25 protein-coding genes and 2 other annotated features are annotated in these 25,738 nt (G+C 46.5%); all 25 genes read left to right on the top strand.

Annotated features, from left to right (window positions below):
• Window positions 1-7: 7 nt before the first annotated feature.
• The 25 genes from DESPCE1_RS0118220 to DESPCE1_RS0118095 all read left to right on the top strand — a co-directional run bounded on the left by DESPCE1_RS0118220 (window position 8) and on the right by DESPCE1_RS0118095 (window position 25,738).
• The gene (locus tag DESPCE1_RS0118220; protein ID WP_014795470.1) at window positions 8-1,024 is read left to right on the top strand and encodes a rod shape-determining protein; all 1,017 of its coding nucleotides are present in this window, start codon (window positions 8-10) and stop codon (window positions 1,022-1,024) included.
• A gap of 25 nt (window positions 1,025-1,049) precedes the next feature.
• Entirely contained in the window at window positions 1,050-1,916 is an 867-nt protein-coding gene (mreC, locus tag DESPCE1_RS0118215; RefSeq protein ID WP_014795469.1) for a rod shape-determining protein MreC, read from the top strand.
• A 2-nt stretch (window positions 1,917-1,918) separates the two neighbouring features.
• Window positions 1,919-2,428, top strand: coding sequence for a rod shape-determining protein MreD (mreD, locus tag DESPCE1_RS0118210; protein WP_014795468.1), 510 nt, complete (start codon window positions 1,919-1,921; stop codon window positions 2,426-2,428).
• 80 nt (window positions 2,429-2,508) lie between these two features.
• Window positions 2,509-4,602 (top strand): penicillin-binding protein 2, encoded by a 2,094-nt coding sequence (mrdA, locus tag DESPCE1_RS0118205; RefSeq protein WP_014795467.1) that lies wholly within the window; start codon window positions 2,509-2,511, stop codon window positions 4,600-4,602.
• A gap of 218 nt (window positions 4,603-4,820) precedes the next feature.
• Window positions 4,821-5,507: a septum site-determining protein MinC gene (gene minC / locus DESPCE1_RS0118200; RefSeq protein ID WP_019851266.1), complete on the top strand. Its 687-nt coding sequence runs from the start codon at window positions 4,821-4,823 to the stop codon at window positions 5,505-5,507.
• A 69-nt stretch (window positions 5,508-5,576) separates the two neighbouring features.
• Window positions 5,577-6,371: a septum site-determining protein MinD gene (minD, locus tag DESPCE1_RS0118195; RefSeq protein WP_014795465.1), complete on the top strand. Its 795-nt coding sequence runs from the start codon at window positions 5,577-5,579 to the stop codon at window positions 6,369-6,371.
• A 30-nt stretch (window positions 6,372-6,401) separates the two neighbouring features.
• Complete coding sequence (gene minE, locus DESPCE1_RS0118190; RefSeq protein WP_014795464.1) at window positions 6,402-6,677, top strand: cell division topological specificity factor MinE; 276 nt, start codon at window positions 6,402-6,404, stop codon at window positions 6,675-6,677.
• A 171-nt stretch (window positions 6,678-6,848) separates the two neighbouring features.
• On the top strand, window positions 6,849-8,012 hold the full coding sequence (gene rodA / locus DESPCE1_RS0118185; RefSeq protein ID WP_019851265.1) for a rod shape-determining protein RodA: 1,164 nt from the start codon (window positions 6,849-6,851) through the stop codon (window positions 8,010-8,012).
• Window positions 8,013-8,775: 763 nt separating this feature from the next.
• Complete coding sequence (locus tag DESPCE1_RS0118175) at window positions 8,776-9,522, top strand: murein hydrolase activator EnvC (protein WP_014795462.1); 747 nt, start codon at window positions 8,776-8,778, stop codon at window positions 9,520-9,522.
• Between the two features lie 63 nt (window positions 9,523-9,585).
• The gene (locus DESPCE1_RS0118170) at window positions 9,586-10,461 is read left to right on the top strand and encodes a M50 family metallopeptidase (RefSeq protein WP_014795461.1); all 876 of its coding nucleotides are present in this window, start codon (window positions 9,586-9,588) and stop codon (window positions 10,459-10,461) included.
• A 189-nt stretch (window positions 10,462-10,650) separates the two neighbouring features.
• Window positions 10,651-12,507, top strand: a complete 1,857-nt coding sequence (locus DESPCE1_RS0118165) for a TIGR03960 family B12-binding radical SAM protein (protein ID WP_019851263.1) — start codon at window positions 10,651-10,653, stop codon at window positions 12,505-12,507.
• On the top strand, window positions 12,504-13,217 hold the full coding sequence (locus DESPCE1_RS0118160; RefSeq protein WP_014795459.1) for a TIGR03936 family radical SAM-associated protein: 714 nt from the start codon (window positions 12,504-12,506) through the stop codon (window positions 13,215-13,217). The genes DESPCE1_RS0118165 and DESPCE1_RS0118160 overlap by 4 nt, the downstream gene beginning before the upstream one ends.
• Window positions 13,218-13,227: 10 nt before the next feature.
• Window positions 13,228-14,463: an Rne/Rng family ribonuclease gene (locus DESPCE1_RS0118155; protein WP_014795458.1), complete on the top strand. Its 1,236-nt coding sequence runs from the start codon at window positions 13,228-13,230 to the stop codon at window positions 14,461-14,463.
• Window positions 14,464-14,570: 107 nt separating this feature from the next.
• Window positions 14,571-14,682 (top strand) — a sequence feature (ribosomal protein L21 leader region).
• 10 nt (window positions 14,683-14,692) lie between these two features.
• A complete protein-coding gene (gene rplU, locus DESPCE1_RS0118150; protein WP_014795457.1) occupies window positions 14,693-15,004 on the top strand; it encodes a 50S ribosomal protein L21 in 312 nt (103 codons plus the stop codon).
• Between the two features lies 1 nt (window position 15,005).
• On the top strand, window positions 15,006-15,365 hold the full coding sequence (locus tag DESPCE1_RS0118145; RefSeq protein WP_028305624.1) for a ribosomal-processing cysteine protease Prp: 360 nt from the start codon (window positions 15,006-15,008) through the stop codon (window positions 15,363-15,365).
• Window positions 15,359-15,655: a 50S ribosomal protein L27 gene (gene rpmA / locus DESPCE1_RS0118140; RefSeq protein WP_014795455.1), complete on the top strand. Its 297-nt coding sequence runs from the start codon at window positions 15,359-15,361 to the stop codon at window positions 15,653-15,655. The genes DESPCE1_RS0118145 and rpmA overlap by 7 nt, the downstream gene beginning before the upstream one ends.
• Before the next feature lie 292 nt (window positions 15,656-15,947).
• The gene (locus DESPCE1_RS0118135) at window positions 15,948-16,478 is read left to right on the top strand and encodes a Spo0B domain-containing protein (protein ID WP_019851260.1); all 531 of its coding nucleotides are present in this window, start codon (window positions 15,948-15,950) and stop codon (window positions 16,476-16,478) included.
• 36 nt (window positions 16,479-16,514) lie between these two features.
• Complete coding sequence (gene obgE, locus DESPCE1_RS0118130; protein WP_019851259.1) at window positions 16,515-17,789, top strand: GTPase ObgE; 1,275 nt, start codon at window positions 16,515-16,517, stop codon at window positions 17,787-17,789.
• 26 nt (window positions 17,790-17,815) lie between these two features.
• The gene (gene yhbY, locus DESPCE1_RS0118125) at window positions 17,816-18,109 is read left to right on the top strand and encodes a ribosome assembly RNA-binding protein YhbY (protein WP_014795452.1); all 294 of its coding nucleotides are present in this window, start codon (window positions 17,816-17,818) and stop codon (window positions 18,107-18,109) included.
• Between the two features lie 115 nt (window positions 18,110-18,224).
• Entirely contained in the window at window positions 18,225-18,848 is a 624-nt protein-coding gene (gene nadD, locus DESPCE1_RS0118120) for a nicotinate-nucleotide adenylyltransferase (RefSeq protein ID WP_019851258.1), read from the top strand.
• Window positions 18,849-18,936: 88 nt separating this feature from the next.
• Window positions 18,937-19,188 (top strand): RNA-binding protein, encoded by a 252-nt coding sequence (locus tag DESPCE1_RS0118115; protein WP_028305622.1) that lies wholly within the window; start codon window positions 18,937-18,939, stop codon window positions 19,186-19,188.
• 88 nt (window positions 19,189-19,276) lie between these two features.
• Complete coding sequence (gene yqeK / locus DESPCE1_RS0118110; RefSeq protein WP_028305621.1) at window positions 19,277-19,855, top strand: bis(5'-nucleosyl)-tetraphosphatase (symmetrical) YqeK; 579 nt, start codon at window positions 19,277-19,279, stop codon at window positions 19,853-19,855.
• Entirely contained in the window at window positions 19,842-20,183 is a 342-nt protein-coding gene (gene rsfS, locus DESPCE1_RS0118105; RefSeq protein ID WP_014795448.1) for a ribosome silencing factor, read from the top strand. Before yqeK ends, rsfS begins: the two co-directional genes overlap by 14 nt.
• Before the next feature lie 180 nt (window positions 20,184-20,363).
• Window positions 20,364-20,562 (top strand) — a binding site (T-box leader).
• A 74-nt stretch (window positions 20,563-20,636) separates the two neighbouring features.
• On the top strand, window positions 20,637-23,138 hold the full coding sequence (leuS, locus tag DESPCE1_RS0118100) for a leucine--tRNA ligase (RefSeq protein WP_019851256.1): 2,502 nt from the start codon (window positions 20,637-20,639) through the stop codon (window positions 23,136-23,138).
• A 194-nt stretch (window positions 23,139-23,332) separates the two neighbouring features.
• Window positions 23,333-25,738 carry a molybdopterin-dependent oxidoreductase gene (locus tag DESPCE1_RS0118095; protein ID WP_019851255.1) on the top strand — a complete coding sequence of 802 codons (2,406 nt, stop codon included), beginning with the start codon at window positions 23,333-23,335 and terminating at the stop codon, window positions 25,736-25,738.

Here is a 25,738-nt window from a genome sequence, read left to right as displayed (position 1 = left end):
ATTAACCATGTTTTTTGGTAAGGATTTAGGCATTGATTTGGGAACCGCAAATACGCTGGTTCATATGAAAGGGAAAGGCATAGTTTGTAATGAGCCTTCTGTAGTTGCGATTGATATTGAAAAGAAGACCCCGCTGGCTGTGGGGGATAAAGCAAAAGAAATGATTGGCAGGACACCGGGCAATATTGTAGCTATTCGGCCTTTAAAGGATGGCGTTATCTCGGATTTTAATGTTACTCAGAAAATGCTGAAGTATTTTATTACGAGGGCCTTAGGTACTGAGTCCCCTTTTGCTCGTCCCAGGGTTGTAATTTGTGTGCCTTCAGGGGTAACTCCTGTGGAAGAACGTGCTGTCAAAGAAGCTGCGTTGGCTGCGGGAGCGAAGGATCCGGTTATTATGGAGGAGCCTATGGCAGCGGCTATCGGAGCGGGTCTTCCCGTAAGTGAACCCACAGGCAATATGATTGTGGATATCGGCGGGGGAACAACAGAAGTTGCGGTGATTTCTTTGGGTGGCATCGTTACCAGTCGTTCTATCCGCGTTGCTGGGGACGAAATGGATGATTCTATTGTCGCACATATTAAGCGCCGCTATAATTTAATGGTAGGGTATCGGACTGCCGAAGATATCAAGATGGAAATTGGCTATGCTTATCAAGCAGAGAAGGGTAAGACTTATCAAGTCAGAGGACGAGATTTGCTGACAGGACTGCCCAAAACCGTGGAAGTTACCGCTGAAGAAATCCAGGAGGCCCTGCAGGAACCTGTGGTGGCCATTGTCGAAGGGGTAAAGTCCTGTTTGGAAAAAACTCCTCCCGAGTTAGCCGCTGACATTATGGATCGAGGTATTGTCATGGCCGGAGGGGGATCCCTTCTCCGCAATCTGGACAAGCTTATCGCTGATGAGACGGGAATGCCGGTGCATCTCGCTGAGGATCCCCTGTCTTGTGTCGCCCTTGGTACAGGAAAAGTATTGGAAAATGCGGAAATTTTCCGCAGGATTGCTGCTTTGCAAAAAAGCTAGAGTTTGAAGCGGGGAGGAAGTCTTGGTGCGGAAAAGAGTGACTGGAACGGGAATTATGGTTCTCGTTTTCTTCCTCGTGTTAGGCGTCTTAGTAAGTATTCGGCTAACTGGACTAGGAAGCCAATTTCCTAACCCCATAGGCGGGGTGTTGCAGCGAGTTCTAAGCCCTGTAGAGGGTGTTATCCTGAGAGTGGGCAATAGCTTAAAGGAGAACACACGAGTTTTTTGGAATTTTGATGAAGTTCAAAAAGAGAATGAGGAACTAAAGACCAGAGTTGAACAGCTTACAGGAGATAATCTGAAGCTTAAAGAGCAGGTTTTAGCAGGGCTTCGCTATAATGAACTGGATTCGAAAATGTTCAGGGGTCCTAATGTGGATAAGTATCAAAAGATTGGTGCCAGTATTATTAATCGCAATCCTAATGCCTGGTATCAAACCATTACAATTAATCGGGGAATTGAAGACGGTGTATCGGTGAATGACCCGGTAATCGTTGCTTTAGGTTTGGTCGGAAAGATTGTGTCCGTGACCCCTACTACTTCAGAAGTTCTTTTAATCACAGATAGCGAAGGCCAAGTCAGTGCCTTGGTTCGGGGAAGTACCGGTTCGCCGACTTTTGGGATTGTTGAAGGGACGTACAAACGAACTTCGCGTTTAGAAGCGGAAGGAAATCTCCAGATGCTTTTACGTCGTGATGATAATGTCAATGTTGGCGACTTGGTGCTCACTTCGGGCTTGGGTGGGGTTTATCCAAAAGACATTCCTATTGGTAAGGTAGAGCAGATTCAATTGGACGGTTCGGGTTTGTTGAAAACAGCATATATATCGCCTTTGGTGAATTTTGATTCCCTGGAGGAAGTTTATATTGTAGAAAAGTCAGGGGGGCAGTGACGATGCGGCGAAATATCCTCATTATCGTTATGCTCCTTTTCAGCTTAATTCTTCCAGGAACTGTTTTTTATTTTTGGTCCTGGGGCGGGATAAAGCCTGACTTGGTGTTGTTATTTACCATTTACATGGCCCTCCATCATCGTACTTTATCGGGAGCACTTTGGGGGGGGGGAGCAGGAATGATCGCGGATTTTTATCTGGGCAGACATTTTGGTATGTATGCTTTAACCCTAACTGTGGTGGCCTTATTAACGGATTGGCTTTCCCAGCGCTGGTATCGAGAAAATTACTTTTTGATCGCTTTGTTGGTTTTTTTGGTTACCTTTGTGGGAGAAGGGGTTATTGCCTTTTTGAATATCCTGGCAGGAGCCCGATGGTCTTTAGGTGATGCGTTCCGTTTAGTTATTGGCGTTTCTGTGTATAACGCTGTTCTGGTGCCTCTTACTTATCCGTGGATTCATCGGTCATTTACACGGGGGTGGCTGAAGTACAGGCCGAAGTATGATCGGTAAGGGTTTGTATAAAGCCCTAGAGACTGCTCTGGAAACCAATATTCAAGTAATTAAAGAGATTTCTTAAGGAGGCGAAAAAGATGGAAGAAGATAAAGAACGCAAACCCTATACGCGCCGTCTCTGGTGCCTTAGCGCCGTCGTGTTTCTCGTGTTTCTGATTCTCGGCTTTAATCTTTGGCGCTTACAAATCGCAAAAGCTTCCTATTACGAGACGAAAGCCCAGGGCAATATCATGAAGCTTGTATCCATTCCTTCCAATCGCGGAGACATTGTGGATCGTAATGGGGAGTTGCTGGTTACGAGTGTTCCTCAGTTTGCCCTGACCATTGATTGGATGGACCTGCAAACAGCTCCGATAGATAATTGGAAGGAAGTGGTTGCTCGTCTGGCAGGCTATATCAAGCCCTATTGGCCTATCAAAGAGCAAGGTGTGGAGAATATTACGGAAGATATTCTGGTCATGATGCAAAACCAGCAATGGGAGCGTTATCGATCGGTTACGGTTTTGAGCGATGTACCGGATCCACTGAAGGCTATTATCGCTGAGCATAAGGATGAGCTTCCTGGTGTTAATATTGAAGCACTGCCTGTACGCGATTATCGGAAAGCTACCCTGGCCGGTCATATCCTGGGTTATGTTCGTGAAGTAAGCAGTGAGGAAGAAATTGCTTCATTTAACAAAAATCCGCAAGCTCAAGAGGATGGATTTAAATACACTCAAGGTGACCAGGTCGGAAAAATGGGCGTGGAGAAAAGTTATGATTACTGGCTTCGCGGCAAAGAAGGGGTCCAGCAGGTCATCGTGGACAATAATGCCCGCCCTATTGCCAAAGAAGTCATTCACCCTTCAGAGCCCGGCAAGACTCTTCAACTGACCATCGATGCCGGGCTGCAAGCTGTGGTAGAGAAGACCTTAGATGATGTCTTCAGAGAGTATGTGCATCCAGAGCATCCTGATTCTAATCAAGGTGCCGCAGTGGTCATAGAAGTTAAGACGGGAAAGATCCTGGCGATGACTTCCCATCCTAATATGGATCCTAATGATCTGACCGGGATTATCTCTGAGGAAATTGCCGAAAAATATTTCCAAGCGAAAGATGCGGCCTCTTATGACCGGGCTTTAGCCGGAACCTATGCGCCGGGTTCAACCTTTAAAATGATTACAGCAATGGCCGGTTTGCAATCCGGCGTGGTTACTCCCTATGAACAGTTTAACAGCTCCAATGTGGCAGCCACTTTAGGGACACAGCATGGTATTCAGGAGTGGTCTCCAGGGGGATTCGGATTAGTGAATTTGAATCGAGCCATGGCAAAGTCCTCCAATACTTATTTCCAAGCGGTTGGGCAAAGAGTATTTAATAAAAATGGAGAGTTGCTGAAGCAGATTGCCAACGAATTTGGGCTCGGTGTCTATTTGGGTGTAGATATCCCTGGTGAATCCAAAGGGAATGCTCCCTCACCTGAATGGAAAAAGGCAACCTTCGGGCCCCAATATGAAAAAAAAAGGGATAATGACATTGCTAAAATCGAAGAGGAATATAAGGTAAAGCTTGCGGAGGCTAAGGATGAGGCTGAACGGAAGAAGTTAGAAAGCCAGAAGAAGAGCAAGATCAATCAAGTAGAAGCGGATTATGCCTATAATATCCGATGGTTTGTAGATTGGCAATATTTCGAGACCTTTAACACCGCTATCGGACAAGGGGATAATGCTTATACACCCCTGCAACTGGCTAATTTTGTGGCGACCATAGTCAATGGTGGAAAACGGATGCAGCCCTATGTTGTGGAAAAGATCCTGGATCCTGTGACAGGTGAAATAGTGTATCAGAACGAACCTATAGTTAGAAACACAGTCTCGGTTTCCCCGGAAGTATTGCAGTCGGTTAAAGAGGCAATGAGCAAAGTCACCAGTGGAGAAGGAACTGCAAACTGGCTTTTTGCTGATGTTCCGGAGTTCAGTGGTGGGGGTAAAACGGGTACGGCCCAGCTTGGCTCTAAAAACACAGTAGCCGGGGAGCTTTTTAATGGAGTCTTTGTGGCCTTTGCTCCTTATGATGATCCGCAAATAGCCTTCGCCGGGGTTGTTGAATACGGAGGTCATGGAGGGGAAACTGCCGGAGCTGTAGCTAAAGCTGCTTTTATGGAGTATTTTGGATGGAAATCTAACAAGTGAGATGAATTTGGAAGTAATATAACGAAACTATGGAAAAAAACGAGGAAATTCGCCTTCGTTTTTTTTCTTTAGGCGAGAGGGAAAACGGGAAGCACTGTAGAATTAGTATGAGCGTCAATAAATGGCGTGATTTTTCAATGCCCTTAAACTTTGGACAGGCTTTCAACAAGGCAGGGTGCCGGAGGCCTCAAAACATGGAACAATTGGGGGATTAACTGTTGACACGGACAGAGCATATTGCCTTAAAAGGCACTCGGGAAGGCCTCGTTTTATATCTGGATCCCGAGGCGGATTTTTCGGTTTTGATGGATGAACTTAAAAAGCTGCTGGAGAACTCCGACCAATTCCTTCAAGGAGCAACGGTTCGATGCTACGGAGGGGAGAAGGAGTATTCTCCAGAACAACAGGAAGAGTTAACCTTTTGCTTGGCCGAGCATAGTCTTACTCTTAAAGGGTGGCTTACGGCCGCAGAAGTTTATTCTAGTGTCCGAAGGGCGCCGGCCGTTCAGGAAGAGCCTCAACGGGTTCTGGAAGAGGGTATGGAAGAAGGTCCAAGCTTATTTGTGGAGCGTACGCTACGTTCAGGGGCTAGCATTCAGTATGAGGGTCATGTAATCGTTATAGGTGATGTTAATCCAGGTGCTGAAATTGTGGCAAGTGGGAATATTGTTGTGATCGGTTCCCTAAAGGGAGTCGCCCATGCAGGTGCTAAGGGTAATCGAAATTCCACGGTGACTGCCTATCATTTAGTGCCAACTCAGCTTAGAATTGCGGACCTGGTGACTCGTTCTCCAGAAGGCGAACAGGAATGGAGGGGCCCAGAATGTGCTCGGATTAAAGATGGTCGTCTTGTCGTCGAAGGGATTCAGCTCAATGGACTCAGGGGAAAAGGAATTATTCGTTAATCATATTGATATGAGACTCCATTGATTTTAAGAAAATATGAAGGAAATATTGGAAAGGTAGGTTGAAATATGGGTGAAGTCATTGTAGTAACCTCAGGAAAAGGTGGAGTCGGCAAAACTACCACTTCTGCAAATATCGGAACAGGGCTTGCCGCACAAGGACTTAAAGTGGTTTTAGTGGATACAGATATCGGTCTGCGTAATCTGGATGTGGTCATGGGCCTTGAGAACCGCATTGTTTATGATATTGTGGATGTAACCAGTGGGACATGTCGATTAAAGCAAGCCTTGATTAAAGACAAGCGTTTTGAGAATTTATATCTCCTTCCGGCTGCCCAGACCAAGGATAAGACTTCAGTAAGTCTTGAACAGATGAAGGAGCTTTGTGACGAATTAAAGAGAGAATTTGACTATGCCATTATTGACTGTCCTGCAGGTATTGAGCAAGGATTCCGTAATGCCATAGTTGGTGCTGACCGTGCCGTAGTAGTTACAACACCTGAGGTTAGTGCCGTCCGTGATGCGGATAGGATTATTGGCCTTCTGGAGGCAGCCGATTTACGCAGTCCGCGCTTAATTATTAACCGGATCCGCCCCCATATGGTGAAACGTGGCGATATGATGGATATTTCCGATATCATCGATATCTTAGCTATTGAGCTTCTGGGAGTTATTCCTGATGATGAAAGCATCGTCATTTCTACAAACCGTGGCGAGCCAGCGGTCACGGATCATTCCTCACGTGCTGGAGAAGCGTACCGACGGATTACACGAAGAATCCAAGGGGAAGAGGTCCCATTGATGAATCTCGATGCACCTGATGGATTCATGGATAAGGTAAAAAAGTTCTTCGGTATGAAATAAGTGCTTGGCACTCAAGAGGAGGAATAGGCCATGTTAGAGTTTATTAGTCGAATATTAGGAAAGGAACCCGCTTCGAAAAACGTTGCAAAAGAACGCTTAAGGCTTGTCCTCGTACATGACCGGGCTACTATCTCACCTCACATGCTTAATCAGTTGAAGGAAGACTTGATCAAAGTCATTTCAAATTATATGGAGATAGACGAAGGCGCTTTAGAAGTCAACCTTAACCAAGATGACCGTGAGGTGGCCTTAATCGCCAATATTCCTGTTATAAAAATGAAACGGGATTATTCTGTTAAGGGGTAAGAGATTCCTGGCTGATAATAGAGAAAGTGCCGTAAGACAGTGGTCTTACGGCACTTTTTAATGCGTGCTGATCCCTCTTATCGTAAAGTTTGTGGCCAAGACTTTGGCATAGCTGCCCCTTGTGTTATAATGTAAGTTGTAATTTTGTGGTGAAAAAGGGGTACTTTATTTATGCTCGACCGTCGAATGTTGAAGAATATCGATTTTCTTTTTATCCTGTTTGTTTTTTTGCTCTTAGGTTCGAGTCTCCTCATTCAAAGTACAGCTTCGTATAATATCTACGAATCGCGGCCTTTCTACCTCCTGAAGATCCAATCAGTGTGGATTGCCACTGGACTTGTTTTATGTACAGCCATTGCTTTATTTGATTATCAAAAGCTAAGGCGTTTTTCCTGGTGGATTTATGCCTTTAATATTGTATTGCTATTAGCAGTTTTTGCTTTCGGAGAGGAAGCGAAAGGGGCTCAGCGCTGGATCCCGATTACGTCTACTCAAAATATTCAGCCCTCAGAATTTGCCAAACTGTTTATTATTGTGACGTTTGCTGATTTTTTGTCTAAGCGTCAGGGAAAGCTCAATCGGTTCCGGGATTTCATTCCGCCCTTTTTGTATATACTTGTTCCGATGCTCCTTATCTTAAAGCAGCCCGATTTAGGAACAACCTTGGTATTTGTGGCGATTTTTATTGGAATGATGTTTGTAGCGGGAGCCAATCCGTGGAAGTTTGGGGGATTAATCGCAGGTGGAGCAATTGTTGCAGCGGTTGCACTATGGATTCATTTTTCCGACAATCTGCCCGGCTGGCTGCAGTTTGCCAAGGGATTCTCTTTACCCCTTCAAGATTATCAGTTGAAACGTCTTATGGTCTTTCTCGATCCGGCGGCCGATATCAGCGGGGATGGCTACCAAATTATTCAGTCCATATGGGCTATCGGGTCAGGAGGATTTTGGGGGAAGGGCTATCGACAAGGGACACAGGCTCAACTTGATTTCTTACCTGAGCATCACACAGACTTTATTTTCTCTGTAGTCGGTGAAGAATTCGGTTTCATCGGCACCATTACCCTGTTGTTTTGCTTCCTCATCTTTTTACTTAGGGCAATTAATATTGGGATGAAGGCAAAGGATGTCTATGGAACGCTGATTTCAGCCGGGGTAGTGTCCATGTTTACCTTTCATATTCTCGTCAATGTGGGTATGACCTCGGGAATTATGCCGGTGACAGGGATTCCTCTTCCTTTTATCAGCTACGGAGGTAGTGCCATGTGGACCAATCTTATGGCCATAGGCTTTTTGCTCAGCATCAATATCAGGCGACAGCGACTTATGTTTTAGAAAAAAGGTACTGACAGCTTATGGCTGTCGGTACCTTTTTTTGATGCTCTGGGGGGCTGCGCCAGCAGAGGATGGAGGCTTTTGCCGGGCTGTGCCGTTTAGTTGGTCTGGGTCGCTTAACTTTAGTCGGCCCGGGTCGCGTAGCTTTACGCACAACGCGTACTCCATAGCTCCGGGGCTGGTTCACTCGCTCTCTTAACAGCCGAGCCAAACCCCGCTGTTTTCTGCATGTGAACCGTGGCTCGTCTAAGTTAAGAAAGCCTCGTTCACCTGACCGCCCCTCCGCTAAATCCGTCCGCTTTTGTACGTAAAGCTACGTCTTGCGGGTCTTGCGTTAGCTTTTCGTTAGGGCCCAGGGTTGCCGACCATGCCGCTCAAGCGGCTCTGGTCGGGCAACTTGCCCCGCATTTCCACAAAGCCCCGCTCGCTCAAACCCAAGAAGCAGCCCAAGGATTTTGCTTTACAAAAGGGAGCGAATTTAAGCGAGCGGAAACAAAACTTCGCGAAAAGCACGCAGTGGAGAAAGGTTGGAAACAGGACGTTTCCAACCCGCCATTGAGCAGGAGCGATTTGGCGGGGCACCTTTCGGAGCAGAGGGCTTGAGCGTTAGTTTTGTCCGCGCAGCTTATGGAGTAAACGGTGTAAAGCAAAATCCTGGAGAATCAGCTTTCAGGTCTTTTTCAAAATAGTTCTATGACGGGCCTTTACTGCATAGATTTAAGCAAGTGTACGAGCATGATTTTGGATAAGGCGGGGGAAAAGCATGAATCCATATGAGCGCTGGGATGATTGGGAATGGGAAAAGGCGGCTCGGGAGGTGGGCCGGGAAAAGGGATTTAACTACGGGGAGTGGCCTCGGAAGCGATCCTATACAACCAAAAAGAAGCGTTTGGGTCCCTTGTATCAATGGACCGACTTACAGAAAAAAGCGACTCTTTCTGTGGTGCTCTTCTTAATGATCTTCTTCGCTTCCAAGGGAGAAGATATATTATCTCAAGTGGTTTATTCCGCTTACCAGGGAACGGTGCAAAGCAGCAATTATTACGCATCCCTTAATGGGATGGCCTTACAGGTTTTAGGGATGAGCATGGGCAATAAGAGCACTCCCGTGGATGCAGCTATGCAGGGGAAATTCATCCCTCCCGTGTCAGGCAAAGTCATGGCCGGGTTTGGAGGAGGAGGGGAAGGGCAAGCCGGTCTGCACAATGGGATTGATGTGGCCAGCGCTTTAGGTATCCCCGTGGTAGCTCCTTATCAAGGAGTGGTCACCCATGTAGGGGAAGATCCGCAGCTGGGAAGGGTGGTTAAGCTCGATTTTGGCAATGGTTGGACTGGAGTGCTTGGCAATTTCGGAGATATTGCAGTGAATGAGGGGCAGAAGGTGGATATAGGGCAGGTGTTGGGCACAGTGGGGCTATCAGCTCCCCTAAAGAAGACATGGTTGCATATAGAACTTCGTAAGGATGGAGTACCTGTAGATCCCTTGCCCTACTTAGTTCCCGCTAACTAGAAGTCGTGGAAGCTGAAAAAGAGATGCCGTGAGGGAAATGGAAAAGAGAAGGAAGAGAAAGTAATGGAGATTGCTCGTATTCAAGGGCTTAGCATAAAAGTACATCCGACATTTTGGTTGGTCCTGCTTGCTTACGGAGTCCTGGGATTGTTTACTCAGGCTCTTCTTATCTTCCTTCTGGTCATGGGGCATGAATTGGCTCATTTACTGACTGCCAAGGCCTATGGCTTTCAAGTTAATGGATTGGAACTCTATCCCTTTGGTGGAGCAGCCCATTGCGAGGACCTCTTTGAGGGAAGGAAATTCGAAGAAAGCATGATCGCTTTAGCCGGACCCGTCTTTAACCTCCTTCTCCTTTTTGGGGCGCAGGCCTTGCGCTGGGAAGGAATCTGGACAGGGCCTGTAGCAGAAAATTTTGTCCAGTTTAATTTTTGGCTGGCTGTCTTTAATCTTACGCCGATTCTCCCTCTGGATGGGGGAAGAGTGATTCGCGCCCTATTCAGCGATGCCTTTGGATTTGTTCAAACCACGAAATTCTTGGCACGGGCAGGTCAATTCTTTGGAATGATTCTTGCCATTTCAGGTTTGACCATGCTTGGGAAGGGGGCTTATGAGGGAATTGCCACTTGCTTCCTTTTGGCGGGCTTCTTTTGGGTATCCGGACAGAAGGAAATCTCCTCGGCCCGAATTACCTTCCTGCGTCAAATTACCCATAAAAAAGAGGAGCTTCTCCATAAAGGAATGATGAAAGGCAAAGCTGTCACCGTGACAGTAGAAACCCCCCTCATTCGTATTGTTGAAGAATTAACCCCTGACCGTTATGCCTTGATCCATCTGCCCGGAGGCGAAGCTTTTGGAATTGAGCGGACTTTAACGGAAACTCAAGTGGTGGAAGGAATGCTAAAGAAAGGCATACATTGTCCTGTGGGGAAGCTGTAGAAAGTAATTTTTATCCACGGTAAGGATAAGTCAATTAAACTTCCGGTTGAGTCAAAACTCCATCTGAACTTTCCTATATTGGTAGATAGTATAACTCTAAGATGTCCTGGTTTGTGCAAATCCTCCAACCTTGTGATATAATAAATAATTACTAACTAACTCGCAAAACAAGGAGGACTAGCTTTTATCATGACCGATTATAATGCGGCGGATATTCGTAAGCAGGTAGAACGCTTCCTGACGAAGGTATTAAAGCCGAGCAGATATCTTGGAACGGAGTGGAATGCGATTCATAAAGATTGGGATCAAGCCAAGGTTCGGATGGCTTTTGCTTTCCCAGACGTCTATGAAGTAGGAATGTCCCATCTTGGTCTGAGGATTCTCTATCATTTGGTAAACTCCGATGAGGATTTTCTTTGTGAACGAGTCTTTGCGCCTTGGGTAGATATGGAAGAGAAGATGAGGGAGGGTAATATTCCCCTCTACGCTTTGGAATCCTATCGTCCCTTGCAGGAATTTGATGTAGTAGGATTTACCTTACAATATGAGATGAGCTTTTCTAATATCCTCAATATGCTGGATTTGGCCGGGATCCCCATGCGGGCAAAGGACCGGGGACCGGAGCATCCATGGATTATTGCCGGTGGTCCTTGTGCCTATAATCCGGAGCCTATCGCACCATTTATCGATTTCTTCATGATCGGTGAGGCGGAGGAGACTCTGCCCCAACTCCTTCATCTAATTCAAAAGCAGAAGGAAAATCCAGTCTCCCGGGAAGAGTTTCTCTTAAAAGTAGCTCAAGTGGAAGGGGCTTATGTTCCGGAATTTTATGAGGTTCATTACAAAGAGGACGGACGAATCCGGTCCATAGAAGCGGATATCCGTGTACCAAAGATTGTACAGAAGGCTATCGTTCGGGATTTGGATCAAAGCTATTTCCCCACCAGCCCCATCGTCCCTTATATGGAAATCGTGCATGATCGCATGATGCTTGAGGTCATGCGTGGATGTTCAAGAGGCTGCCGTTTTTGTCAAGCGGGAATGCTCTACCGCCCGGTGCGTGAGCGTTCGCCGGAAACTCTACTGAGGCATGCGGAAGAGCTGGTTAAGTCCACAGGCTATGAGGAAATCTCTTTAACCTCCCTTTCCACCGGGGACTATAGCTGTATTCAACCGGTTATTCGGGGAATTCTAGATAAATATAGCGAGGATAAAGTTAGTGTATCCCTACCTTCTCTTCGTTTGGATTCCTTCGATGTGAAACTGGCAGAAGAAGTTCAAAAGGTGAGAAAATCCGGACTTACCTTTGCTCCGGAAGCGGGAACCCAACGCTTGAGAGATGTGATCAATAAAGGGGTCACGGAAGAGAATCTCTTTGATGCGGCGGAATCCGCCTTCAAAGCGGGATGGTCCAGTATCAAGCTCTACTTTATGATTGGTTTGCCTTCGGAGACTCAAGAGGATCTGGACGGGATTGTGGCCATGGCCAAAAAGGTAGTAGAGCTGGGAACACGTTTAGGCCGGCGGAATGTGAATGTCACGGTGTCCACAAGTTCTTTTGTCCCCAAAAGCCATACTCCTTTTCAATGGGAACCTCAAGAAGGAACGGCTTCATTGGAACAAAAGCAAAAATATTTGCGTGAAAAGTTGCGAGATCGCCGCATTAAGTATAATTACCATGATGTAGAAACAAGCTATTTGGAGGCAGTTTTTGCCAAAGGAGACCGACGTCTTGCCGATGTGCTGGAATTGGCCGTCCGGAAAGGCTGTAAGTTCGATGGTTGGAATGAGCATTTCAAATATGAAACTTGGCTGGAATGCATTGAAGATTTAGGGCTAAATCCTCATTTTTATGCTCATCGGGCTATGGATTATGATGATGTGCTTCCTTGGGATCATATTGAGAGCGGTGTGAACAAACGTTTCCTCATGAATGAACATCATAAAGCGCTGAAAGAGTCAAGGACACTGGATTGCCGGTATGTGGATTGCACAGGGTGCGGTATCTGTCCTGAACGAGGGTTACAGATTGATTTGAAAGGGTGAGGACCTTGAGGGTAAGAATCGCCTATACTAAAATTGAAGAAGCAAAATATATTGCACATTTGGACTTGGCCAGAGTTTTTGAGCGGGCTTTGCGCAGAGCAGGTGTCCGCTTGGCTTATTCGGAGGGGTTTAATCCTCACCCGAAGATCGCCTTCGGGTCCGCTCTTGCAGTGGGTGTTGAAGGTGAACAAGAGTATGTGGATATTGAATTAGCGCAGGAAATTGATTTAAAAGAACTCTTGGGTCGCTTGCAGGAACAGCTCCCCTCGGGTATCCGTCTCATTGAAGGCAGATATGTGACCCAGGCAGCCAAAGCTTTAATGGCGGTATTAAATTCGGCCAGTTATCAGGTCATTGTCTCCTTGGGACTGCCGGTGAGCGAAGAACGGCTGCAAGAGAGCATTGGGGCTTGGTTGGCAAGACAGCAAGTACCTTATATACGGTATAGCAAGAAGGGCAGAGTCGAAAAAGATATAAGACCTTGGGTTAAGGTGTTGACAGGCAAGATCCAAGGAGATGAAGCTATCTTTGATATAGAAGTTGAAGTGGGGAACCAAGGCAGTGTCCGACCGGAGGAGGTTCTGGGCAGTCTTTGTGATTTGGAAAACCTTCCCCTGGATTTGGAGCATCTGCGCATTAAGCGGACTGGAATTTATGTAAGCTATGAAGGACAAAAGTTCTCCCCTTTGGACGAGGCTTTCGGGAAGTGAGGAACCACCTGTGAAAGAGATTGTTCTGCAGGGCCAGGCCCAAAGGATGCGGGCGGCGGTGCTAGAGGATAGAGAACTGGTTGAGGTTCATGAAGAGGAAGGTTCGGTTTCCCGATTGGTCGGAAATATCTACCGGGGACGGGTCATTAATGTATTGCCAGGCATGCAGGCGGCATTTGTCGATATAGGTTTGGAGAAGAATGCCTTTCTCTATGTGGGAGATGCTGTCCCGTTTCAGTATGAGGAGGATGAGAAACTTCCCCTACCTCATGAGTTGCGGGTGGAACAGGTGCTTAAGCCCCGCCAAGAGATGTTGGTTCAAATTACTAAAGAACCGGTAGGCTCCAAAGGGGCAAGAATCACGACAAATCTCACCATCCCCGGCCGCTATGCCGTCCTGATGCCTAACACTGAATACGTGGGTGTCTCGCGGAAGATTACGGAAGAAGAAGAGAGAGAACGTCTACGGGAGATTGCCCGTGAAGCTTGTCCGGAGGGGAAAGGAATCATCGTTCGGACTTTGGCCAAAGGAATCGAAGGCAAGGAGCTGGCCGATGATTTCAGCGAGCTTGTGGCCTTATGGGAGCGCCTAGAGAAGAAAATTCCCCACGTCGCTATACCAGGTTTGGTTCATCAGGATGTGGATTTGGTTTCCCGGGCGATTCGCGATTGGGTGGATCAAGAGGTAAAAATCATTACGGTCAATCAACCCGACGTTGCAGTTGGGATGCACAACGCTTTACTAGAATTGGGCCATCCAGCTGCGAACCATGTGCAATTGGTTTATAAAGAGGATATCTTCTCTGATTACGGCATTGATGATAAAATCCGCCAGGCTCTTCGCCCTAAGGTATGGCTGAAAAGCGGCGGGTATTTAGTTATTCAGCAAACGGAAGCCTTGACGGTTATCGATGTGAATACCGGCAAATATGTCGGGGATAAATCACTTCAAGATACGATCTTGCACATCAATCAGGAGGCAGCCCTTGAGATTGCCAGACAACTGCGTTTGCGCAATTTGGGTGGGATTATTGTTATTGATTTTATCGATATGACTTCTGAGGAAGATAAAGAACAGCTTTTGAATGTGCTCGAAAAGGCAGTAGCACGGGATAAATTAAAATGCCAGGTTATGGGTCTGACTCAATTGGGATTGGTGGAAATGACACGCAAGAAAGTTGGACAAACCCTTGAGGTAAGGTATGGACATCCCTGCTCTCATTGTGATGGTTCTGGGAGGATATAGATGGTACCTCGGATTAAATAGTTAATTGCCCAAAAATAAGCATAGGAAAACTTAGAAGCGATTGACAGCAAAGACCATTTGGTGCTAAAATATCTAAATGTGGTGACTTCTCACCGCAACCGCACGAAACAGGCATTTTAACAGGTTTTTGTGTCAAGATTTCTTTTTTATAGAGAAATTGAAGCAGACCGGCCTGACAAGGCGAGTCTAGGCATGGGAGGTGTAAATAATGTACGCAGTGATTGAAACAGGGGGTAAGCAATTCCGTGTTGAAGAAGGCAAATTCCTCTTCGTGGAAAAGCTTAACGCAAATGTGGGAGATACCGTGACCATCGATAAAGTTCTCTTAGTAGAGAAAGACGGTGCTGTCAAAGTGGGTACTCCGGTTGTAGATGGTGCCAAAGCTCTTCTCAAAGTTGTTGAGCATGGTAAAGGCGAGAAGATAGTTGTTTTCAAGTATAAAGCTAAAAAGAACTATCGTCGCAAACAAGGACATCGCCAACCCTACACTAAGGTAGTGGTTGAAGCTATCCAAGCTTAAGATGAAACATCAGGGTATTACTTTGAATCTATGGTTGGACGACAATCAACAGATTCACAAGTTTGAATTGTGTGGGCACGCAGGATATGCCGAGTACGGATTGGATATTGTCTGTGCCGCCGTATCTGCGCTTGGTATCTCAGCGGTCAACGGCTTGGAGTTTTATCTTCCTTGTAAACCGGAGATTGAAGTGGACGACCCGCAAGGGTTTTTAAGCTGTACTCTCCCTGAATTAGAGCCTGGGACACTGGAACATGCCCAATGGATTTTAGGTACCATGGTTTTAGGTGTTGAAGGAATTCGACAAAGCTATGGTGAGCAATATGTAAAAATTAATCGGAGGAGGTGGACTCCATGTTAAAAATGAATCTGCAATTATTTGCCCATAAAAAAGGGGTAGGTAGTTCTCGAAATGGTCGTGATAGTGCTGCTCAACGTCTGGGCGTGAAGCGTGGAGACGGTCAATTCGTTACCGCAGGGAACATTATCGTTCGTCAACGGGGAACGAAATTTCACCCTGGAAAGAACTGTGGTTTGGGTAAGGATGACACCCTCTTTGCAACGATCGATGGTTATGTAAAATTCGAGCGTAAAGATCGTAGCCGCAAACAAGTTAGCATTTATCCTGAGCGCCAGGCTGCTCAAGCTTAACTTCGGAAATCACAATCGCACCCCTGGGAAAATCCCGGGGGTTTTTTGTTACATAGAAGCTGTTTTGAAAGTGGAGCTGGCAAGTAGAGTTACGTTACAGACGCTCGGAAATTACGTTCGCAGAGCAAACTAAGGTCGAGGCCAAGAGAACTAACCTGAGGATTTTGCTTTATAGCAGAGAACGGATTTAAGCTATTAGATTCCTCCACGCAGCTTATAGAGTGAACGCTGAAAGCAAGCCCTGGAGATACAAGCTCGACATACATAATAAGCTTAGAAAGGATTGAAGATAGTGCCTGGTAAATCCTCCTTAGAACGAACCCTTCTGGCTGAACAATTGGACCACTACCGGCTGCAGCGCCACGACTTTCTCAACCATTGGCAGGTCATTATGGGATATCTGCAGTTAGGCAAGGCGGACCGGGCTTTGCTCTATATGCAGGAGGGAGTCTACGGGCTGGAAGCTGAGCAAAACATCGGGCAGATCCCTCAGGAGATTGTCGGCGCTATCTTGCTGGGCTTTGTTATAGAACTGCGCAAGGAAGGCCTTTGGGTTGAAGTTCAGCTCGATAGTGCTTTGAAAAAGAATGACTTTTGGCAAGACTTTTGGCAAGAGGAATATGAAGAAGTCTTATACGGGTACACTAAGGAATGCTTAGCTGCAATTTTTCAGCGTTATAAAGGGTCAGAAGAGCCTGTCGTTGAAATCAAATTAGGGACCGGGGAAATATTTTGCAGGATTTCTTTGCTGGATGATGATAAAGTAGTATGGGAACAGAGCTGCTGCCATGAAAACTCTCAACTGGAATTTGTGGCACAATAGTATTACATAAGCTTAGGGATCAGAAGGGGATATAGCATGTTTTACGATCAGGCAAAAATCTATGTTAAAGGTGGAGACGGCGGAGCCGGAGCTGTGGCGTTTCGCCGCGAAAAATACGTTCCTGAAGGAGGTCCTAGTGGCGGCGATGGGGGTCGGGGCGGCAAGGTTATATTTGTTGCTGACGAGGGACTCAGGACTTTGGTGGATTTCCGCTATAAACGCCATTATAAGGCCGATCGGGGGGAGCATGGACAGGGGAAAAATATGCACGGGAAAAGCGGGGAGGATATGAGTGTTCGCATCCCTGTGGGTACCGTTATTAAGGATGCAGACACGGGGGAAATCCTCGCCGACTTGATTGAGCATGGGCAAAAAGTTGTCGTTGCCAATGGGGGAAGAGGCGGTCGAGGTAATGCTCGTTTTATGAGCAATACCAATAAAGCTCCCACCGTAGCTGAAAATGGGGAACCTGGAGAGGAACGGAATCTACTTCTGGAACTGAAGCTTTTGGCTGATGTAGGGCTTGTAGGATTTCCGAATGTAGGCAAGTCCACGATTATTTCCCGAATATCTGCGGCTAAGCCCAAGATTGCGGATTATCACTTCACTACCTTGGTACCTAACCTTGGAGTAGTTGAATTGGAGGATGGGGAAAGCTTCGTTGTGGCTGATATTCCCGGACTGATTGAAGGAGCTCACACAGGAGCCGGATTGGGCCATGAGTTTCTCAGGCATACTGAAAGAACTCGTCTGATTTTTCATGTCCTGGATATTGCAGGTTCTGAGGAGCGGGATCCACTGGAAGATTTTCGAATCATTACAGAAGAGCTTCGCCGATACAGCCAGGAGTTGGCCAGTCGCCCTATGTTGATCGTGGCTAATAAAATGGATATTCCCGGTGCTGAGGAAAATCTGCAGCGCTTGGAAGAGAAGCTGGGGGAAGACTACCGTATTTTCCCGGTATCTGCAGCTACAGGAGAAGGACTAAAGGAATTGATTTATGCAGCCGCTCAGATTCTGCCTGAAGTTCCTGCACCCCAGATTTTTGTGCGGGATGAGGAACAACATAAGGTGACCTATGCCGAGGCTCCTCATCGCTTCGAACTGACCCGCGAAGGGGATTTCTTTGTTGTTTCCGGTAAGGAGATTGAAAAGCATGTACAGATGACCATGTTCGATAGAGAGGATGGACTTTATCGCTTCCAAAATATTCTCAAGGCTATGGGAATTGAACGTGCTTTGTTGGATGAAGGAATAAAAGTTGGGGATAAGGTTCAGATTGCCGGAATAGAGTTCGAGTGGGAAGAATAAGACAAGATAAGTTAGGAGGTTTTGCAGTGTTAACCGGAAAGCAAAAAGGTTTTTTACGCTCCATGGGCAATGAGATGGATCCCATCTTACAGATTGGTAAGGGAGGAGTTACTGAGGCTGTCATTACACAAGCCGATGAGACCCTGGAGGCTAGAGAATTAATTAAAGGGAGAGTGCTCCCCAATAGTGTAGAAGATGTACAAAGGGCTGCTGAAGAATTGGCGGAACGCACCTCTGCGGAGTTGGTTCAAGTTATCGGGAGAAATTTTTTGCTCTATCGTGAGTCGAAAAAGAAACCCTTGATCGAGTTACCGCGGTAAAGGAAAGTCCAGGTGGGGTTTTAAATTCATCTGAAGTTTAGTTAACTTATCCTCCCAGAGGATAAAGTGCTATAATGGGGATAAAAGCAGTAGGCAGTCGAGGAAGCAGATGAACATGAATGTTAATGTTCAAACCAAAAGAATAGGAATTATGGGGGGGACCTTTGACCCTTTGCATTATGGTCATCTGGTGGCTGCTGAAATGGCTCGCCATGAATTTGCCCTGGGGAAAGTGATTTTTATCCCCACGGGTAATCCTCCCCATAAAATCGGTCGTAAGGTAACCTCTTCCGGGGATCGCTATGAAATGGTCAGACGTGCTATCATGGACAATGAATTTTTCGAAGTCTCTGATATAGAAATCCGGCGTGAAGGTTATTCCTATACGGTGGATACCCTCGAGGCTATGCATGGACTCTATCCGCAACATGAGCTTTACTTTATTACGGGAGCAGATGCATTTCGTGAAATTTTTACTTGGAGAGAAGTACAGTCCGTTTTATCTCTTTGTCATTTCATCGGGGCTTCCCGGCCTGGATTTGACCCCCATGACTTTCTTGAAGAATTGAAACGGGGTTATCCGGAATTTCTGTCCCGTATGCACCTTTTTGATGTACCTGCTTTAGCCATATCATCAACCGATATCCGTTCCCGGGTAAAAGAGGGGAAATCCATTCGTTATTTGCTTCCTGAATCCGTTCGTCTTTATATTGAAGAAGTAGGTTTGTATGGTGGTTAATTGCTGGATTACAAAATCAGGCAAGTATAGTTCTGAAGCTTTTGCTCATACTAAATTCGAATCCAATAAGCAAGAGGTGACAGCAAATATGGCAACCCTTTATGTCGGAAATTTACCCTGGAACACTACATCTGAAGATCTCAGCTCTTTCTTTGGCCAGTATGGTCAAGTGATAAGCAGTCGTATCATTACGGATCGCGAGACAGGGCGCTCACGAGGTTTTGGCTTTGTTGAGGTTGAAGATGAGGATGCAACACGCATGGCAGAAGACCTTAATGGGAAAGATTTCGGCGGCCGTCCTTTAACGGTCAATGAGGCACGTCCTAAGCAACAGATGTAAAAAATCATAGTTCTGGAAGACCCTCCTGCCCAAAAAGTCAGAAGGGTCTTCTCGCCGTATATTTATGTTGAAAGCGGGTTTTGGGAATTTGGATATTCAGGAAGCCTACAATCTAGCTTACAGTTCTATGTCGGAGAGACGGTTTAGCCATACCTTGGGTGTTGCCCAGTGGGCTCAAGAACTGGCCCTAAGGCATCAGGTGGATGGGCAGAGGGCTCAAATTGCTGCCTATTTGCATGATCTCAAAAAAGAAATGGATTTTGCCCAACAGATTGCTATGGCGAAAGAATGGAACTTGATTAACTATCCTGAGGATGAAGGCAATCCTCATATTCTTCATGGTCCCCTGGCAGCCTATTGGCTGGAGCATGAATATGGCTACAAGGATTTGGAAGTATTAGCGGCTATAGCTCATCACACTTTAGGAACCCCGGAAATGGGAAGCCTGGAGATGTTGATTTATAGCGCTGATTTAACGGAACCTCAGCGTTCCTTCCCCGGTGTAGACAAACTACGTCAATCCTTGTATGATAATCTTGAGAATGGAACACTGATGTGTGTTGAACATACCTTAAATTATTTAAGAAAGTGTAAGCGGAGCATCCATCCTCAGACACAGCTTACCTATGAAGATTTAAAAAGGAGGCAAAAATTTGCTGACAGATAAGCAATTGCATGGCGCTGTAAACATTGTTGAAGAAAAAAAAGGCCGGGAGGCCATCCTGCTTGACCTCAAAGGGATATCCATGGTCACAGATTATTTCCTTATCGTAACCGGGAATTCCACCACTCAGATCAAAGCGATCACAGATAACCTCTCGGAGAAGCTTCCCGAATTGGGAGTGACTATTTTAAGGGTAGAGGGGCTGCAAGAGGCTAAATGGGTTCTTGTGGATTGCGGAGATTTAGTGATTCATGTTATGACTCCGGACCAGCGGGAATTTTACAATCTAGAGCGGCTCTGGGGAGATGCGAAAGTTGTCACCTTTAACTAGGAACACAGGTAGGGACCGCGGGGACGAAAACTTGACATTATGCCGAATTTTGGATTATTATATAGGAAACTTCCTTCAGGTGGATTTTTTACACCGTCTGAGGGCTTTAGTTGAGTTCCAGAAGGTTTGTGAAAGAACATAACCTGTTATACTATATTTAGTTCTAATTTTAATAGGTTTTTAAAAGCGATGAAGGGGAGCAAGCCCAAACTACCTCATTTTAGAGAGGCAACGGTCGGTGAGAGTTGCCGTGAGACTTTGGTAAGCACTCGCCCTGGAGCTGTACTCAGGTAATAATGAGTGCCGGTGCGAACCGTTACGATCGATAAAGTGCAGTTGAAATTGGGTGGTACCGCGGGAAGTTACTCTCGTCCCTTTAGGGATGGGAGTTTTTTATATCTTTATTTTCATCTCTATCATGCAAGTTCGGAATTTTTAAGGGGGAAAATGACAATGCAAGAGAAGTATCTTTTTTCAGAGATTGAACCCAAATGGCAAAAAAAATGGGTGGACAGAAAAGACTATAAAGCTGAAGATCATTCGGATAAACCCAAATACTATGCGTTAGCTATGTTTCCTTACCCTTCAGGAAATCTTCATATGGGACATGTCAGGAACTATTCTATCGTGGATGTCATCGCTCGCTTTAAACGGATGAGCGGTTTTAATGTTCTGCATCCCATCGGCTGGGATTCTTTTGGTTTACCGGCAGAAAATGCGGCCATTAAGAATCAGACCCCGCCAGCTGAGTGGACTTGGAAAAATATCGCCAATATGAAGGGGCAGCTTCAGGAAATGGGAATCTCCTATGATTGGGATCGGGAGGTTACCACCTGTCATCCCGACTACTATAAATTCACTCAATGGGTCTTTTTAGAGTTTTACAAACATGGCTTAGTCTATAAGAAAAAAGCTGGAGTCAACTGGTGTCCTTCTTGTGCCACCGTTCTTGCCAACGAGCAAGTGGTGGATGGAGCCTGTGAACGTTGTGACACCGCCGTTACCAAAAAAGATCTGGAACAATGGTTCTTTAAGATTACGGACTATGCTCAAGTGCTCCTGGACGATCTGGAAAAGCTCCCCGGTTGGCCTGAGAAAGTGAAAACCATGCAAAAGAACTGGATTGGCCGTTCCGAAGGAACCGAAGTGGAATTTTCAGTGGAGAACCACCCGGATAAAATTCGGGTCTATACCACCCGGGTGGATACGATTTTCGGTGTAAGCTATGTGGTCTTGGCACCGGAACATCCTTTGGTTCAAAGGCTGGTTGCAGGTACGGAATACGAAAAAGACGTTCAAGCCTTCATCAATCGGATGAAAGGGCTTAATGAAATCGCCCGGACCTCCACGGAAACAGAAAAGGAAGGCCTGTTTACCGGAGCCTACTGCATTAACCCTTATAGCGGGGAGAAAGTACCCATCTGGATTGCTAATTATGTACTTTTTGAATATGGAACCGGAGCAGTCATGGGTGTACCTGCCCATGATGAAAGGGACTTCGAATTCGCTAAAAAATATAAGTTTCCCATTAAGACGGTGATCCTTCCCGAGGGAACTCCTGTGGAGGAAAAGGATACCCCTCTTCAAGCAGCTTTTGTGGAAGAGGGAGTTATGGTTAATTCCGGGGAGTATAATGGTCTTAAGAATATGGATGCCTGGGAGAAGATGTGTGACAAAGCTGAGCAGAATGGTTTTGGGGAGCGGAAAGTGAATTTCCGCCTGCGTGACTGGCTTATTTCTCGTCAGCGCTATTGGGGAGCGCCCATTCCCATGATCTATTGCGACCATTGCGGAATTGTTCCCGTACCTCAAGATCAACTCCCTGTCCTGCTCCCGGATGATGTGGTCTTTAAAGCTGGGGAAAATCCCCTGACCACCTCGGAGAGCTTTAAACAAACCACTTGTCCCACCTGTGGCGGTAAGGCCCATCGTGAGACGGATACCATGGACACCTTTATGTGCTCCTCTTGGTACTTCCTCCGCTATACTGATCCTCAAAATGATGAGCTGCCTTTCGCTAAGGAAGCTGCGGATCATTGGATGAATGTGGATCAATATGTAGGCGGAGTGGAGCATGCTATTCTCCACTTGCTGTACTCACGTTTCTTTACTAAGGCATTGCGGGATTTTGGCTATCTTAAAGTCGATGAGCCCTTTGAAAATCTCCTCACCCAGGGCATGGTTTGTCTGGGCGGAGCAAAAATGTCTAAATCCAAGGGCAATGTGGTAAGTCCTGAGGAAATTATCTCTAAGTATGGTGCCGATACGGCCCGTCTCTTCATCCTTTTCGCAGCTCCGCCTGAGCGGGATCTGGAATGGAGCGATCAAGGGGTAGAAGGATGCTACCGCTTCCTCAATCGGGTTTGGCGCTTAGCGACTCAATACGAAGAAGTCTTAAAAGAAAAGAACTCAGGGGCAGGGGATAACGGCTCCGTCTATGATTTTGGAGAGCTGGACAAGGCTGCCAAAGACATGCGCCGTCAAACTCACCAAACCATTCAAAGAGTTACTTCTGATGTCGGAGCGCGCTTCAACTTCAACACGGCCGTCAGCTCCATTATGGAACTGGTCAATGCTCTTTACCTCTACAAAGAGCAACCCAATATGAATTTCGCTGTGGCTCAGGAAGCATTGGAAAGCATTCTCATCTTGCTTGGTCCTTTTGCCCCCCATATTACGGAAGAAATCTGGAGCGAGTTGGGCCATGAGGAGAGCATTCACAGTCGGGAGTGGCCGAAAGTGGATGAAGGGGCTCTCGTCCAGGAAGAGGTCACCGTAGTCCTTCAGATCAACGGCAAGCTTAAGGACCGGATTCAGGTACCGGCCCAAATCTCCGCGGCGGAATTGGAAGCTCAGGTTCGGCAGCTGCCCAGGCTTGGAGAATGGACTCAAGGAAAGCAGATCGTTAAGATCGTAACTGTGCCGGGCAAGCTGGTTAATGTGGTTGTGAAGTAGGCTCAGAGGCCTGTTGGAAGCGTAACAGGGCATTATTTCAGGTGGATTACTGAAATAATGCCCTGTTTTTCTTTTTTTTAAAAATATAGCTTGTCTTCTTTCTTATGCCCAATTTTGTGCAGAAAGGAACAAGAAAGGGTGTTACTCTTAAGCTGTAATTGTGAATTGGGTTACAATTTGGAAGGAGGAAAACGATGAAAAAGTATGGAAAAGGATTTGCCTTGAAGACTGTAAAAATTACCCGGCGTACGTTCATTAAAGGGGTAGGGGCAGTCACGGTAACCAGCTCCTTGGGAATGTCCGGCGCCCTGAGAGGTGACACCCGGCGGGCAAAGGCCACGGAGGCAGATGAGTCGGTTAAGTATATCCATAGCTGCTGTACCGTGAACTGTACCTCTCGTTGCCATCTGAAAGGTCATGTGAAAAACGGCCGCATTGTTGCTGTAACTCCCGGGCTTTTACCGGGGCGGGATGATTATCCCAATGCCTGCCTTCGTTCCATGAGCTATGCCCAGCGTTTACAGGACCCTACGCAACGAGTACTCTACCCCATGAAGAGGGTTGGGGAGCGGGGAGAAGGAAAATTCAAACAAATTAGCTGGGATGAGGCATTTGAACTGATTGCATCTAAACTGCTGGAGACCAAAGAGAAGCACGGTGCCCATGCCGCATCCTTCTTTACGATGTCGGGAAATCTGGCGAAACTGGCCTGGGAATCCACAACCCGCTTAGGTGCTACCTTCGGAGGAACAACTTATATCACGGAAGGGTTAATGGGGGACCATGGTGCCAGTATGGGGATGAACTTGGTCTTCGGGCAAGCACGCGGAGGGCACGATACCCGGGATTATATGAATTCTAAGTTGATTATTTTGTGGGGACGAAATATAGCTGATACTCATACCAGTGAAATGCGTTATATTATCAAAGCCCGGGAAAATGGGGCAAAGGTCATTGTCATTGACCCCCGTCAATGCAGTAGTGCGGCTGTTGCCGATCAATGGATACCCATTCGTCCTCAGACAGACCCTGCTTTGGCTTTAGGGATGATGAATTATATGATTTCCCGAGACTTACATGACAAGGCCTGGTTGAAAGCCAATAGCTGCGGACCCTTGCTGGTACGGGAGGATGACGGTCAATATCTGCGGGTTAACGATGGCTATGCGGTATGGGATGAAAAGACTAAACGTGTTGTTCCGGCGGGAACAGCGGATGCTGAGCCAGCTTTGACAGGAGAATACGTCACAGCCGAGGGTGTGAAATGTCACCCTGCCTTTGTGGATCTGGCAAAAGAAGCGGCCAAGTATACGATCCCTGTTACTGCTGATATTTGCGGGTTGGAAGAAGCAATGGTCGAACAATTGGCCTATGAATACGCTACCATGAAACCGGCAGGAATCCGTATGGGGCAAGGAATGCAGAGGGTATATAACTCATTTGCTCCTTTTCGCACGGTAGCCACTTTAGCGGCCGTAGCAGGTTATATCGGTATTTCAGGCGGAGGAGCTTCTCATATGGGTGGCACGGCTTCGATCAATCCTATTCCCGGGGTAACTGTTCCCGACTTTAATTTCGCAGAATGGTCCAATACCGGGGGTGCTCCTTTTATCGAGAAGAACAGTTCCCAACTTTATCATATGATTGAAAATGAGGAGGTAAAATTCCTCTGGATTGGAGTATCTAACTTTATTAATCAATCACCGGATGCCAATCGGGTGATCGGAGAAATTCTCCCGAAGGTTCCCTTCATCGTCAATGTGGATCCTTTCTGGACCTGGACTACGAAATATGCGGATCTTGTGTTGCCCGGTAAAACTCACTGGGAGGTTTGGGATATCCTGGTTCGTTCCCCGTGGGTCATGGTGGATCAACCGGCTATCGAAACTATGGGCGAAAGCAAATCCGATTGTGAAATTTGTTCTGAGGTAGCCAAACGGGTTGGTCTCGGTCATCTCTGGAACAAAACCGATGAAGAATGGATCCGTTCCTTTATGACCTCTGAGCATCCTGCCTTTGCCGATTTTGACTGGGATACCTGGGTGAAAGAGGGTATTTTTGCAAGGCCGGATGGGATATATGATGCAGTGTTTGCCTTTGAAGATCAAAAATATAAAACGCCTACAGGCAAATTCGAGTTTTATACAGAACGGTTGAAGAAATACGGTCAGGAGGTTCCCGCTTATACCAGGATGTTGGAAGATCCCCAGGGAGAATTGGGAAAAAAATACCCCTTAGTGTGCATCAACTACCACGACCGGGTAAATGTTCATACTCAGCAAATGCTCTACCCCGCTCTGAAGATTGTCGCCTCTGAACCAGAAATTCAGATCAATACTGTGGACGCTGAGGCCAGGGGAATTAAACATGGAGACATCGTCAAGGTCTTCAATGACCGGGGCTACTGTATGATCAAGGCCTTTGTAATGGAAGGGATTGCTCCAGGAATTACAGCTATCCCTAATGGATGGACACCGGATCAATATATCGAGGGAAATATGCAGAATCTGACTCATTTCACTATTAACCCTGTGGAAGAATTTATCAGCCAGACCAATTCAGCTTTTTACGACGTGTTAGTTGAAGTAGAGAAAGTATAA

The organism is Desulfitobacterium sp. PCE1 (assembly GCF_000384015.1).
Classification (GTDB): domain Bacteria; phylum Bacillota; class Desulfitobacteriia; order Desulfitobacteriales; family Desulfitobacteriaceae; genus Desulfitobacterium; species Desulfitobacterium dehalogenans.
This window is presented reverse-complemented; position numbering and strand designations above follow the sequence as displayed.